The sequence below is a fragment of the Aerococcus sp. L_32 genome, assembly GCF_050689315.1.
In genome coordinates, this window is sequence record NZ_JBOEQF010000010.1 from 1 (window position 1) to 15,109 (window position 15,109).

The 15,109-nt window shown below is 42.4% G+C and carries 10 protein-coding genes; 1 reads left to right on the top strand and 9 read right to left on the bottom strand.

The window, feature by feature from the left end; genetic code table 11:
* The 9 genes from ACRCJ0_RS01660 to mutS all read right to left on the bottom strand — a co-directional run.
* Positions 1-480: pyruvate kinase (locus ACRCJ0_RS01660; protein WP_431389316.1), on the bottom strand; the 480-nt coding region annotated here is incomplete at its 3' end.
* A gap of 30 nt (positions 481-510) precedes the next feature.
* Positions 511-1,482: a 6-phosphofructokinase gene (gene pfkA, locus ACRCJ0_RS01665; protein WP_417893671.1), complete on the bottom strand. Its 972-nt coding sequence runs from the start codon at positions 1,480-1,482 to the stop codon at positions 511-513.
* Positions 1,483-1,584: 102 nt separating this feature from the next.
* The gene (locus ACRCJ0_RS01670) at positions 1,585-5,073 is read right to left on the bottom strand and encodes a DNA polymerase III subunit alpha (protein ID WP_431389317.1); all 3,489 of its coding nucleotides are present in this window, start codon (positions 5,071-5,073) and stop codon (positions 1,585-1,587) included.
* 42 nt (positions 5,074-5,115) lie between these two features.
* The gene (queA, locus tag ACRCJ0_RS01675) at positions 5,116-6,240 is read right to left on the bottom strand and encodes a tRNA preQ1(34) S-adenosylmethionine ribosyltransferase-isomerase QueA (protein WP_431389318.1); all 1,125 of its coding nucleotides are present in this window, start codon (positions 6,238-6,240) and stop codon (positions 5,116-5,118) included.
* Positions 6,241-7,302 (bottom strand): Holliday junction branch migration DNA helicase RuvB, encoded by a 1,062-nt coding sequence (gene ruvB, locus ACRCJ0_RS01680; protein WP_419970796.1) that lies wholly within the window; start codon positions 7,300-7,302, stop codon positions 6,241-6,243.
* 27 nt (positions 7,303-7,329) lie between these two features.
* On the bottom strand, positions 7,330-7,962 hold the full coding sequence (ruvA, locus tag ACRCJ0_RS01685) for a Holliday junction branch migration protein RuvA (protein WP_417893675.1): 633 nt from the start codon (positions 7,960-7,962) through the stop codon (positions 7,330-7,332).
* A gap of 4 nt (positions 7,963-7,966) precedes the next feature.
* Positions 7,967-8,407 (bottom strand): peptide-methionine (R)-S-oxide reductase MsrB, encoded by a 441-nt coding sequence (gene msrB, locus ACRCJ0_RS01690; protein WP_417893676.1) that lies wholly within the window; start codon positions 8,405-8,407, stop codon positions 7,967-7,969.
* A gap of 127 nt (positions 8,408-8,534) precedes the next feature.
* The gene (mutL, locus tag ACRCJ0_RS01695; RefSeq protein WP_431387758.1) at positions 8,535-10,610 is read right to left on the bottom strand and encodes a DNA mismatch repair endonuclease MutL; all 2,076 of its coding nucleotides are present in this window, start codon (positions 10,608-10,610) and stop codon (positions 8,535-8,537) included.
* 12 nt (positions 10,611-10,622) lie between these two features.
* Positions 10,623-13,232 (bottom strand): DNA mismatch repair protein MutS, encoded by a 2,610-nt coding sequence (mutS, locus tag ACRCJ0_RS01700; RefSeq protein ID WP_431389319.1) that lies wholly within the window; start codon positions 13,230-13,232, stop codon positions 10,623-10,625.
* A 309-nt stretch (positions 13,233-13,541) separates the two neighbouring features.
* On the opposite strand from mutS, the gene ACRCJ0_RS01705 reads away from it, so the two are divergent.
* Positions 13,542-15,083, top strand: coding sequence for an Nramp family divalent metal transporter (locus ACRCJ0_RS01705; RefSeq protein ID WP_431389320.1), 1,542 nt, complete (start codon positions 13,542-13,544; stop codon positions 15,081-15,083).
* Positions 15,084-15,109: the final 26 nt, after the last annotated feature.

A 15,109-nucleotide genomic window follows, 5' to 3' on the forward strand; every position in this document is an offset into this window, starting at 1 on the left:
GACACCTTTTTTATCTTTGACGATACCAGTGTTTTGTACTTCAGTAACGATTTCGTTGTTTGCAGTGTCGATATCAGTTACTAATAAGTCTACTAAACCATCATCAATTAAGATATGAGAACCTTTTTCCACATCATTAATCAATTCAGTGTATGAAATTGAGAATTTTGTTTCGTCACCCTCAACTTCTGTCATTGATACGCGAACTTCAGAACCTTTAACCAATGTTACAGGTTTGTGGTCTTTCATATTGTTTGTCCGAATTTCAGGACCTTTAGTATCTAATAAGATTGCAACGCGGCGACCAGTTTTTTCTGAAGCCTCGCGGATGTTGTTGATACGTGCTAAATGCTCGTCGTGGTCTCCATGAGAGAAGTTCAAACGAGCAACGTTCATACCTGATTCAATCAGTTGAACTAAAGTGTCTACAGACTCCGATGCGGGTCCAATGGTACATACAATCTTGGTGTTTTTTTCCATAATGATTAATGCATCCTTTCTTAGAAAAAATTAAAATGAAATTTCTGAGTTGATATTGTATAGATCTACTTGAGACGTATGTGAGTGACCTTTCGATTGCAATGCTTCGTTAATATCAGTAGAGATAATATTTTCTCCACTAATACCCACACAAACACCGCTAGCACCTTCATGTAGCAATTCCACAGCTTTGAAGCCGAATAGTGCTGCTAACACACGGTCACGAGCTGTAGGTGATCCACCACGTTGAACGTGACCTAATACAGTAACACGTGCATGATAGTCATCATATTCATAAAGTTTATCAGCGAATTCATGACCTTCCATTACACCTTCAGCAAGGATAATAATAGAATGTTTCTTACCACGACGTCGACCTTCTTCGATATTCGCAACAATTTCATCCATATTAAATTCTGCTTCTGGAATAATAATTTGCTCAGCCCCTGAACCGATACCAGTCCAAACAGCAATATCCCCAGCATTACGACCCATCACTTCGATAACAAATGTCCGAAGATGACTAGTAGCCGTATCACGAATTTTATCGATAGCTTCTAAGGCAGTGTTACATGCGGTATCGAAACCAATTGTATATTCGGTACCAGGAATATCGTTATCAATTGTTCCTGGAATGCCGACAGTTTGAATACCTTCCGCCGCCAATGATGCTGCGCCTCGGTATGAACCGTCCCCACCGATTACTACCAAAGAGTCAATACCATGTTTTTTTAATTGTTCAATAGCTGGTTTACGGCCTTCTTCATCCTGAAACTCAGGATAACGGGCAGTATATAGCATGGTGCCTCCACGAGCAGTTAAATCACTAACATCGTGTTCCGCCATTTGGAAAATATCGCCTTCAGCTAAGCCACGATAACCGTAGCGAATACCGAAAACTTCATCTCCGTCATGAATTGCTTTACGGACAACTGCTCTAATAGCTGCGTTCATGCCAGGGGCGTCTCCACCACTAGTTAAAACTCCTATACGTTTTCCCATTTTTCCACCTCAATTAATTTATTTACAGTGCTATTCTACCATTTTTCATAGCTAATGTCTTACGTTTTCTTATTTTGTGCAAAGTTATACAAGTATTTTATGCTATTTAACAACCACATTTTCCTCGCCATAGAAAGCAATCAATTCTGTAACCGATTCATCCGTCACTTCAATCGCATACTTTTCAGACAACCAGTAGTTTTCTTGACTCGCCACAATCGTAAAATGAAGCCTGGTTTGCCCCGGATATTTGCCAACAACTTCCAGTAGTCCAGCTTTCAGCTCACTAGCCTTGGCCTTATCTTCAACGCGAATCCAACAAACTGGGACTTGAGTGCTTTGTGCAAGCTGGTCTTTTTGTCCGCCAGCATGATCTGCTTGACCAGAACCGTCTGCTTGTTTTTGACTCAAATTGTTTAAATAAGCTTTTGTATCTTCATCCAACATCCAAGCCTTAGTCAAGACGACTTGCAATTCATTATTGCGCTTTTGCGTCTTTCCGTAAACCAACAAGGCATTGCCCTGGTTTAAATGTTTGGCGAAAGTAATATAAGCTTCCGGGAATGCCGTCACAGAAATTTGCCCCGTTTGGTCCTCTAATGTCACAAAGACCATGGGTTGATTTTTCTTAGTAGTGATTCGTTTCACCGCCATAACCTCACCTATGAAAAAGGCTTTGTCATTTTCTTTGAGGTTTTCAATGTAATCAATAGTCCCTGTTTGATAAAAACTTTCATAGTCTTCAAAAAGGCTAATCGATAACGCTTGCCCCAGCGTTTCTATTTCATTTTCAATTAATTGGTGTTGGTCAAATTCATCGATTTCAACAATCTTCGGTGCGAACATGGCTGACAAGTCGTCGTCCCCAAGTAGCGAGGTTTGGCGTTGATTGTTTGTTTTAAAGAGTTGCTCATGGGTAATCATCTTAGGGATAGCTTCCAATTGTAAGGTACGTCGGTTGTAGCCAAAGCTATCCAATGCACCTGCTTGGGCCAATTTGATTAAGATGTCTTCTTTGAGGGCGAGCTTTCCAAGTCGGTGAATAAAGTCGGTAAAGTCCTTAAATGGTCCTTCCGCTTCCCGAGCTTGAATTATTTCTTCTACTGCACGCTTAGGAATGCCTCGAATGTCGCCTAAGCCGAGTTGTAATTGGTGGTCATCCACAACTGACAAGCCATAAAATGACTTGTTGATATCTGGATTGATCACTTTAACCCCGTGGTTTTTCGCTTCTAGTACCAGGTTCTTCCCTTTTTTATCATATATCCTTGTATGTTTCAGGTTGCCATAATAAAAAGCAACTGGATAATTAGCCTTGATCCAAGCCAACTGGTAAGCCAAGTATGAGTAAGCAAAGGAATGCGATTTATTGAAACCGTAGTTGGCGAAGGCTTCAATATAGTCATAAATTTGCACAGCGACACTTTCCTGGTAGCCATTTTTAATAGCCCCGCTGATAAATTGTTTGCGGACTCTTTCAATGGTTTCATGTTTCTTTTTACCGATGGCACGACGCAAGATATCCGCTTCACCCAGACTAAATCCTGCAATTTTTTGGGTCACCTGCATTACTTGTTCCTGGTAGACCATAACGCCATATGTAGGGGCTAACATTGGTACTAAATCAGGGTGTGGGTAAGCAATAGCTTCACGACCATGCTTTCTGGCCACAAAATGTGGAATTTGTTGGACTGGACCTGGTCGGTACAAGGCATTAACCGCAACCACATCTTCAATGGATGTAGGCGCTACTTGTTTCAAAACATTCTTAATACCGTCCGATTCAAATTGGAAGACGCCATTGGTATCTGCATGTTGGAAGATTTCATAAGTCTTTGGATCATCTAATGGAATATCTAAGGCTTTAACTGGTCGACTGGTTAATTTACCAACGGCCGCTAACCCGTCATGCAAAATAGTCAGGTTGGATAGGCTCAGAAAGTCGACCTTCAGTAGGCCCACTGCCTCCACATCCCCCATTGTATATTGGGTATTTGGAATATGGGTGGATGAGGCTTGAAGCGGTGTATGCAAGGTTAATGGTTGGTCTGCAATCACAACACCGGCCGCATGGGTGGAGACGTGACGTGGTAACCCTTCTAGTTTACGGGCGGTATCAAACCATAATTGCCCGTGGTCTTCGTTTTCAATTAATTCCCGCAATTTCTGTGACTGGTCACGGACTGCTGTTAGTGTTTCAGCTGGTAAATTAGGATTATTGCCTACCGTATTAGCCCATTCAGAAAGCGTCACTTGCGCTTTTCCAAAAACAGATCCTACATTTCTTAGGGCTTGCCGAGCACCAAATGTCCCAAAGGTCGCAATTTGTGCTACATGGTTGTCCCCGTATTTCCGGTAGACATAGTTAAGCACTTCTTGTCGTTTATTATCCGGGAAATCCAGGTCAATGTCTGGCATATTCTGCCGTTCTGGATTCAAGAACCGCTCAAATAGTAAGTCGTTTGCAATCGGGTCAACGTCTGTAATTTCTAAGACGTAAGCCACTAAGGCCCCGGCAGCCGACCCACGTCCAGGACCCGTTTGAATATGGTGTTGGTGGGCATAATTCATCACATCCCAAACGATTAAGAAATAATCGTCAAAGCCCATATCATGGATGACTGACAATTCATAAGCCAAGCGGTCGGTGTAAGCATCTGTAATGTTCGCCACACGCTTAACTAACCCTGCTTCCGCTAAGTCTTTTAGGTATTTCGGTGTATCCGTGTATTCACTCGGTAGCGGATATTTGGGCAACAAGGTTTCAACTTGAGGAAATACAATATCAATACCCTTCACTGCTGCCTCTAACCGGTCCAAGGAGTCTTTATAAACTGAAACTTTATTATCTAGGTCTTGGTACATATTGGCCCATTGGTCTGGACTTCTAAGTTCATGGGACCCTTTCACTTGCTTCAACTCATCAATCACTGTCATCGGCTTATTATTGTCAATGGCTTCAAGGACTTGTTGGGTGAAGAAGTCCTCTGGATTTGCATATTGAATGTGTGGCATAGCGACTAATGGAATCCCTGATTGTTCACTCAATTCGATGATGGCTTTTGCGTGGAATTGTTCATTCTCCAAAGCTGAAAGGCCTAGGAATAATTGGTCATCTGAAAAATGGCGTCGCCACCAAAGTAGCTCTTTCTCTAACTGGTCGTAGTCTGCCTGACCGTCGCCTTGTTTCAAGTACCGCATATGGGGGCCGCTCATAGCAGAAAAAATCACAATGTAATCATCCGCGTGCATGGTGATTTCTTGGTAAATGGCCCGGCGGTTGGCTTCTGCTTGTAATTTTAAAGACGACGAAAGGGCCATCAGATGCTGATAGCCTTCGTAGTTTTTTGCGTAAACAACCAATTCTTCTTTGACATTGTCAATATTCAACTGGACGGTTAGCCCGATTAAAGGGGTGATGCCATTTTGCTCACAGGCACGGACGAATGCCAAGCTGCCTGACATGACATTAACATCGGCCAAGCCTAAATGGGTATAACCTGCAGTCGCCCCTGCTTGTACGTACGCTTCAACAGACATGGGACTAGTTAATAGGGAATAGGCTGAATTTACATGTAATGGCACAAACATCCGGTCACCTCCTCATTCATATGGTTTGTTTAAAATCACTATTTATTTGTCTTCATTAATAAAAAACTGACTATTTCGTTGTTTCGCCGCTTCGATATCTTCTGCAGTAATCGCTGGATCAGCGTATTGGGGCCCTCGTAAGAACATGGCATCCCCAAAGGAGAAGAACCGGTATTTTTCTTCAACCGCATGCTGGTAACCCGCAAGGACATGGTCGCGTCCGGCAAAGGCTGAAACCAACATAATTAAAGTTGATTTAGGTAAGTGGAAGTTAGTAATAAAACCTTCAACCACGCTAAATTGATAGCCTGGTGCGATAAAAATATCGGTCCAACCAGAATCAGCTTGGACTTGCCCCTTGAATTTAGTGCCAATCGTTTCAAGGGTGCGGATAGATGTCGTCCCAACTGCAATCACCTTGTGTCCACCTTCTTGGGCACGTCGAATTTTAGCCGCATTTTCTTGGTCTAAACGATAGAATTCCGAATGCATTTTGTGGGCATCGATATCATCCACAGATACCGGCCGGAAGGTCCCAAGTCCAACATGTAAGGTTAGGTAGGCAATTTCAACACCCCGGTCTTTTAAGTCTGCCATAAATTCTTCTGTAAAATGAAGACCCGCTGTTGGCGCCGCCGCTGACCCATTTTCCTTGGCATAGACGGTTTGATACCGGTCAGGATTGTCTAGTTTCTCTTTGATATATGGTGGCAATGGCATTTCCCCTAAAGCCTCAAGCACTTCTAAAAAGATGCCCTTATATTTGAATTCCACAATTCGGCCACCATGTTCAAGCACCTCAGTAACAACCGCCACTAATTGACCGTCCCCAAAAACAATCTCAGTCCCCACACGAATACGGCGAGCTGGTTTAACCAAGGTTTCCCATTTGTCGCCTTCCGTATTATTTAATAGTAAGACTTCGATATGTCCACCCGTATCAGGGCGAATCCCGTGTAAACGTGCTGGTAATACTCGGGTATTATTCAATACCAAGACATCACCCGCTTCAAGTTCACTAGCTACATCTGGAAAATAGCCGTCCTGGAAATCCCCAGTTTGGGCGTCAAGTTTCAACAGTCTACTAGCTAGCCGGTCTTGAATGGGTACTTGGGCAATCAGTTCCTCTGGTAAGTCAAAATCAAAATCATTTGTCGTTAATGTCACTTAAAATTCCTCCGCATAGGGTATGCCTAAATGGTCGTAGGCCTTTGGTGTTGCTAGACGACCACGTGGCGTTCTTTGTAAGAACCCATTTTGAATTAAGAAGGGTTCATACATATCTTCTATTGTTGTCGTTTCCTCTGAAATATTCGCTGCTATGGTCGACAAACCAACCGGTCCCCCACCATAATAGCGAATAATCACATCGAGAATCTTTCGATCCGTTTCGTCTAAACCTGCCTGGTCAACTTTCAAAATAGATAAGGCCTTATCCGTGATAGGATCGTCAATTAAACCATCTTCGTGATAGACTTGGGCAAAATCACGGACCCTCTTTAATAATCGATTGGCGATACGAGGTGTCCCTCGTGACCGCATCCCGATTTCTTTCGCTGCTTGATCTTTAATTGGCACTTCAAATAAACGGGCTGTCCGTTCAACAATGGTCGCTAATTCATCCACTGTATAGTAGCGTAAATGTTGAACAATCCCAAACCGATGTCGTAGCGGTGAAGACAAAGCTCCTGGTCTAGTTGTTGCCCCAATTAGGGTAAAAGGTGGCAGCGGAAAATGCACAGGGTGCGCCCCTTCATCTTGTCCAACAATAATATCTACTTGGTAATCTTCCATAGCAGAATACAACATTTCTTCTACCACACGGGGTAAGCGATGAATTTCATCAATAAACAAAACATCTCCTGCTGACAGCTCATTCAACAAGACTAGTAAGTCTCCTGTTTTTTCAATGGCTGGTCCAGAAGTGGTTTGAATATTAACCCCCATTTCATTGGCGATAATATTAGCCAGGGTGGTTTTCCCTAAACCTGGTGGTCCATAAAGGAGGACATGGTCAAGGGCTTCATCACGATTTTCAGCTGCTTGTATATAAATCGCTAACTCTTCTTTTAGCTCAGCTTGGCCAATATATTCCCGCAAAAACTTAGGTCGTAAGGATAATTCCTGGGCTTCATCTGCTTGTACATGGGGTGAGTTAATTTGGCCGTTATGGACGATTTCAACATCTAAATCTTCCTGGTCAAAATCTTCATGATGATCAAAATCCATGGCGACTGCCTCCTTTCTTTTCCTATATTAACGTTTTGTGATAAATTTCAAGGCGATGCGAATGGCTTCTGCTGTAGTCGTTACACCGGAGAAATCAGCGTTTTTCACTACGCGATTGATTTCTCTTTGGCTGTAGCCAAGACTAGCCATGGCCTCTTCAAGTTCATGCATGAATGGTAGGTTGACTTGGTCTGGTCCTTGAATATCCAAGCTTTCTTGCTTGAATAGTGCAGAAGACGGAGACTCAGCTAAAACTTTTGGCAGTTTTTCTTTTAAATCCAGCACAATCTGGCCGGCGGTCTTTTTGCCAACACCTGGAAACTTCATTAAAAAGGCATTGTCTTCTGCCTGGATGGCTGCGACTAAACCGGCGTTATCGTCTAATGATAGGATGGATAAGGCGGATTTAGGGCCGATACCAGAAACAGAAATCAACTGCAGGAAGATAATCTTCTCTTCTTGTGATTTAAAGCCATATAAACGGATGTCATTCTCTGAAACAGATTGATACAACCAAATTTTCACTAGTTGGTCTTGCCCGATTTTGTCTGTAAAACGATAAGGATTGGCCATATAAATATAGTAGCCAATCCCCCCCGTTTCAAGTATGACAGCATCTGGGTAGACACTTTCAACCTGACCTATCATAAATTCGTACATGGTCTTACTTCACTAATTCTTTCAAGTCGCCGTAGCCTTCTTTATCCATATCTTCTAGCGATACGAAACGAAGTGAAGCTGAGTTGATGCAGTAACGTAAGCCACCTAATTCAGCTGGGCCATCGTTAAATACGTGACCTAAGTGGGTATCTGCGTCTTTTGAACGGACTTCAACACGTTTCATACCATATGAGGAGTCATCTAACTCTTCAATTTCATCTTCCAAAATTGGTTTTGAAAATGATGGCCAACCACAACCGGCATCAAATTTATCAGTAGATACAAATAATGGTTTACCACTCACAATATCCACGTAAATACCTTGCTCGTAGAAGTCATCATATTGACCAGTAAATGGGCGTTCAGTACCCGCGTTTTGTGTTACTTCATATTCTAATTCAGATAGTTCTTTCAAACGTTCTTCTTTATTGTAGTCTTTTGTCATAATGAAACTCCTTTTTTTTCGTTCAGTTGAGGTTGTGACATAAGAGTCACAACTCGCTTTTCGTTACTTATATTCTAGCACAATATCTTTCTATACACGAAAATCTAGATTACGACTTTCACACACCCTACAATTGAGGTGACTCGTGCGGATCTTGAATTCGCTTGAACATCCGCTCAATTTCATAATTTGAAAAATGAACCAACACTGGCCGACCATGCGGGCAGTTATAAGGATTTTTCGTATAAGCCAAGTCATGCAGCAATTGTTTCGCCTGCATGTCGTCTAAATAATGGTTGGCTTTAATCGACCGTTTACAAGACATCATGATAGCCGTTGCTTCCCGGTAATTGCCTACCGTCGCTTTAGGATCTTCTAAAACTAAGGCGATCAAATCTTCCACAATTTTTTGGACATTCTTCTTGCCCATCCAAATTGGGTGCTGCTGTAACTGGAAGGAATTTGGGCCAAAGGGTTCCAAATCAATCCCCATTTCCAACAATTTTGGCCGGATTTGGTCAATCTCTTGGGCCTCCGAATTTGAGAAATCAAAGACAATCGGTAATAGTAAACTCTGCATTGCCGTTCCAAATTCCACAATGGTATCCCGGTAGTATTCGTACTTAATCCGCTCCTGGGCCGCATGTTGGTCCACCAAATACATGCCCGTCTCATTTTCAGCCACCAAATAAGTTCCCTGCATTTGCCCCACATAAGTCAACTCTGGAAAGGATATATTTCGGTCTACGATAGCCTGGTCAAGCGCACGAACTTGGTTAACCGTTTGCCAAACTGGTTTGTTGTGAGATTTTGGCAAGTCCACTTCTTGTTCCGTATCCAAATAGGCTACTGGCGCCTCATCTGAATGATCATCCCCATTTTCAAGGTCTTCTGCTTGAACCACCTGGGCTTCATCCAGCAAGTAAGTCGGCACCTGGACAGATTGATTGAGATCTTCTTTAACATCATCATCGAAATCTTCATTGAAGTTTCCAATGATATCATCGCCTGAAAAAGGGCTATTGGCGTCATGTTGGCCCTTACTTCCATGACTGCTTTGACTGGCCGAGAAGTCGAAACTGGCTTGCTCGCCAAGATAAGTAGTTGGCTGGCTTAGAGGGCGGTAGTTGTTTTGCCCAGAAGATGTTGAAGCAAATGAATCGCTGTTATTGACTGATTGGCCATCATCCCCTTCACCGTCTGCATATACATCTGGAATTCGTTGTACAGGGGCTAGGGCATCAATAATGCCGGCTTTAATCATGTCATAAAGGTCGTCCTCTTTAGAAATACGTACCTCTTGTTTGGTTGGATGCACGTTCACATCGATCAATTGCGGGTCAAGTTCAATATAAATGACTGCAATTGGGTAACGTCCGACCATTAATTTAGATCCATAACCCTTTAAAATGGCCTGGTTCAACTTATAGTTTTTGATAAAACGACCATTCACAAACAAGGACATATAAGACTTGCTGGCTCTAGTGACAGCTGGTAAGGACACGTATCCTGAAATGTGAAAGTCTAAGTTTTCGCCTTCAATAGCTACCATATCTTTGGCCTGTCTAAATCCGTAAATGGCCGCTAAGACTTCATTGACCCGGCCCTTACCATTTGTTGACAATAAGGTTTTCCCGTCATGGGTGTAGTTAAAGCGAATGTCTGGATGTCCAAGGGCCTCACGGTTAATGATATCTGTAATATGGGCCAATTCTGTTTGTAAACTCTTCAAATATTTCAAACGGGCTGGCGTATTGTAGAAGAGGTTCTCTACCAATACAGATGTACCTCGACGCAATGCAGATGTCTTCTGGTCTATAATACCGCCATCTTTTAAGTAAATTTCACTTGATGATTCCCCATCCGAAGTATTCATAGTTACTTCAGAAACAGAAGCGATAGAAGGCAAAGCTTCCCCTCTAAAACCAAGTGTTCGTATTCTGAACAGGTCATTTGAACTATATATTTTTGAAGTTGCATGCCGCTTAAAGGCCAATCCAACCTGGTCAGCGGCAATCCCTCTACCATTATCAATTACTTGAATCGACCGCAAACCAGCTTCCTTAATATGAATTGCAATCTCACTGGCGCCGGCATCTATCGCATTTTCTACAAGTTCCTTTACCACAGAGGCTGGTCGTTCAACCACTTCTCCCGCTGCAATCTGGTTGGCTACTTGAATGGGTAATTCTTGTATCGCCATTTACATCATCCTTTATAATTGGCTCTTTAATTCTGCTAAGAAGTTTAAGGCCTGAATCGGTGTTAAGTTATAAATATCTTCAGCCTTCAATTGGGCGATCACTGCTTGACTGCCTGCATCCACTGGCCTATTATCTACCGGTTTCGTTGGCCTTTCTTCTTGGACCACATCAAATAATGACAGCTGTTGGTCCTTATTGACTTCATTTAAATTGTGGGCTTCAAGTTCTTGCAAGACCACTTGGGCGTTCTGCAATAATTCACCCGGCATGCCGGCCAATTTGGCTACATGAATCCCATAAGACTTGTCCGTTGCACCGTTAAATACCTTATGCAAGAAGACTAATTCCCCGTCCTCTTCACTGGCCCCAACATGAATGTTGGCTAAGCGTGCTAAGCTTTCATCTAGGGCTGTAAGTTCGTGGTAATGCGTTGAAAAAAGAACTTTCGCATCGAAATGGTCATGGATATAGACCAAGATAGCTTGGGCCAAGGCTATTCCGTCATAAGTAGACGTTCCGCGTCCCAATTCATCAAATAATAATAGGGAATTATCGGTGGCGTGCTGCAAGGCTTGATTGGCTTCCATCATTTCCACCATGAAAGTCGACTGACCTGCTAAAAGATCATCTGCCGCCCCAATCCGGGTGAAAATCTTATCAAAAATCGGTAAACGGGCTTCTTTAGCTGGTACAAAAGACCCCATTTGGGCCAGAATGACAATCAATCCCAATTGCCGCATGTAAGTTGATTTACCGGACATATTTGGTCCTGTAATCATCAAAATGCTTGTTTCAGGATCCATCACGATGTCATTGGGCACAAACCGATCTTGGCCAATGACCCCTTCAACCACCGGATGCCTTGATTCTTTCAAGTACAAGTCACGTTTGTCGGTCATAAATTGTGGTTTCACGTATTGGTGGGTTTCTGAAATTTCCGCTAAAGACTGAAGCACATCAATAGTTGCTACTGTACTCGCAATCGCCTGCAAAGTCGCTTGATGACGCTTCACTTCTTCACGAACGGCTTGGAAAAGTTGGTGTTCAAGGACTTGTGACTGTTCTTCCGCTTCAAGAATTTTTGCTTCTACTTCTTTAAGTTCGGGTGTGATGAACCGTTCAGCGTTTGTTAAGGTCTGCTTGCGGTCATAACGGCCTTCTTCAAGTAAATGTAGGTTGGCTTTTGTCACTTCGATATAGTAACCAAAGACCTTATTATAGCCAACTTTAAGGGATTTAATGCCCGTTTTGGCCCGTTCATCTGCCTGCAATTGGGCAACCCACTGTTGGCCGTTACGCATGGCATCCCGGTATTCGTCTAATTGCGGGTTAAAGCCATCCGCAATGACATTTCCATCTTTTAAAGTCGCCGGTGCATCTTCCTTAATTGCCGCTGAAATCATCGCTGTCAATTCAGGTAAGTCCGTAATTTGCCCTTGGATATTGGCCCATACACTTTCATCTTCATTATCCGCTGCAATTTGGTCAACGGTGTCAATAATTCCTGGGACCCGACATAGTGACTGGTTTAATTGTAGTAATTCTTTAGGGTTAACGTTCCCCATGGCTACTTTTGCCACTAACCGCTCTAAGTCATACACCCCGTGTAATAGGTCTTTAATTTCAAGACGTTGGAAATAATGTTCGATCAAATCTTCAATTTGAGCTTGACGACGTTCAATTGCCGGCAGGGAAATCAGTGGTCTATCCAACCAATTTTTTAGTAAACGAAAGCCCATAGCCGTTTCTGTTTTATTTAAGAAGGCTAACAAGGACCCTTGCCGTTTCTTGGTTCTAACTGATTCGGTTAATTCCAAATTACTTTTGGCATAGTAGTCCATGTGGAGGTAATGCGCTACTTCATAGTGGGTCGCCGCCTGCCAATGGTCAATTGCTTGGTGGGACATAGAATTTACATAAGTCAATAGTAATAAGAGTCCATTCAATTCCTGGTCATCAGAAATGTCGGCTAGGATTTGCTTGTAACTTTCTCTTGTTTTCGCCCTTGCTTCAGCTGTCAACTCAAAAGGTGATAAGGTGAAGGATTGTAGGTGTTGTAATTCTTCTACCTGGTCTTTTGGTACAGCTTGGGAAACAACCAATTCTTTTGATTGTAATTGGGCAAATTCTGTCAAAACAGCATTAAAGTCGTCAAGCGTAGTCACTTTTAATTCCCCAGTACCCACATCTGAAAAGGCTAAAACGTATTGGCCGTTAACGTAATCTAGGGCAGAAAGGTAGTTGTTTTCAACCATGCCAATGCTGTCATTCATATAGGTCCCCGGTGTCAAGACTTTAACAATACCACGTTTGACCATGCCCTTGGTTAATTTGGGGTCCTCCAATTGTTCAGCAATCGCTACCTTATAACCTTGGCTGACCAAGGTTTTAATATATTCGCTGGCTGAATGGTAAGGAATCCCACACATAGGGATTGGATCTTCCGCATTTTTATTGCGCGAGGTTAAGGTAATTTCTAAAATTTGGGCCGCTTTTAAGGCATCATCATTAAACATTTCATAAAAGTCACCTAGACGAAAGAACAAAAAGGCATCCGGATATTGGCCTTTCATTTCATTATATTGTTCCATCATAGGCGTTTGTTTGGTTTTTTGAGGCATCTTGGATTCACTCGCTTTATCTTTTTTACGTTATCTTTTTTACTTCACTTTTTACGTATAAGGTCGTGACAAAAAGGTCATCCCTTCACTTTTCCTAATCTCTGTTATTTTACCACATATCTGGCGACTTGTACGAGTATGGCCCTTGTCTATATAGGTGAAGAAAGTTTAGCTAGCCAAGCCATCACCTAACCATTTGTGGTTTTCTTATGTATTCATTTTAGGTTAACCTTATTTTTATATTTACCTTTGCCTTTTATAGGCGTATACTCTATTTGCAAAAGAAATTTTCAAAGGAGTCGGTAGCCCATGGTAGAAGAATCAAGTATAGAAAATAAAAGAAAGATCAGCAATCTTTCATTAAGTGAAATAAACGGAACAGTTGAAGTCCCAACCGGCAAAGGATTTTGGCGGACACTCTTAGCTTATTCCGGACCAGGTGCCCTAGTTGCCGTCGGTTATATGGATCCAGGTAACTGGTCAACTTCCATTACTGGGGGGCAAAATTTCCAATACATGCTGATGTCTGTAATTTTATTATCATCACTCGTGGCCATGCTACTCCAATATATGGCAGCCAAACTAGGGATTGTCACCCAAGAAGATTTGGCCCAAGCCATCCGCCTACGGACTGATAAAAAACTAGCTTTTATTTTATGGATTATTACTGAATTGGCGATTATGGCAACTGATATTGCAGAAGTTATTGGGGCAGCCATTGCCTTGTACCTCCTATTCAATATCCCCTTACTCATCGCTGTTTTGATTACGGTCTTCGATGTCCTGCTCCTATTATTACTTACCCACATTGGATTTCGGAAGATTGAAGCCATTGTCGTTTGTTTGATTTTTGTTATCCTATTCGTATTTGTTTACCAAGTGGCCTTATCAAATCCCACTTGGTCAGCCATTATCGCATCCTTTGTCCCAACCAGCGATGTCCTTCAAACAAGTCCAGCAGTGAACGGGATGACACCCTTAGCTGGTTCTCTAGGCATTATCGGTGCAACCGTCATGCCTCACAACTTGTACCTGCATTCCGCTATTTCACAAAGTCGGAAAATAGACCACGATAACCAAGACCAAGTGGCGGTTGCAGTACGGTTTACCATGTGGGACGCTAACATTCAATTAGGACTCGCCTTTATCGTCAATGCCTTACTACTTGTGATGGGGGCAGCAGTTTTCAAAACTGGCGTCGTTCAAGACCCGTCATTCTTTGGTTTATATGAAGCCTTGTCTAATCCAGAATTTATGGCCAATTCTGTCTTAGCGGATTTAGCCTCAAAAGGTGTATTGGCCACATTATTTGCCGTAGCCCTACTTGCTTCCGGTCAAAATTCAACTATTACGGGTACCCTAACCGGTCAAGTAATTATGGAAGGTTTTATTGAACTGAAATTACCGCTTTGGGCTCGTCGGTTAATGACCCGTTTAATAGCCATTATCCCTGTCGTATTGAGTGTCATGTATACTAGCCAAAAAGGGACTGTCGAAGAGCATATCGCCTTGAATAACTTGATGAACAATTCCCAAGTCTTCTTAGCCCTTGCCCTACCATTTTCAATTATTCCTTTACTCATGATTACCGACTCTGAAAGAGATATGGGTCACCGCTTTAAGAATACCCTTATCGTCAAATTTTTAGGTTGGGTATCTGTCATTGGACTAACAGTTTTAAACATGCTTGGTTTACCGGATGAAATCTTATCCTTCTTTGGCGACGACCCGACAGCTAGGCAAATTTTCCTAGCCCATGCCCTAGTTATTTTAACTATGGCTTTCATCCTATCCTTACTCGTTTGGACCATCATTACTTTATACAAAGGCAATAAAGGCTTGGCAAAATAAACACTTTTATATAAATAAAATTACAA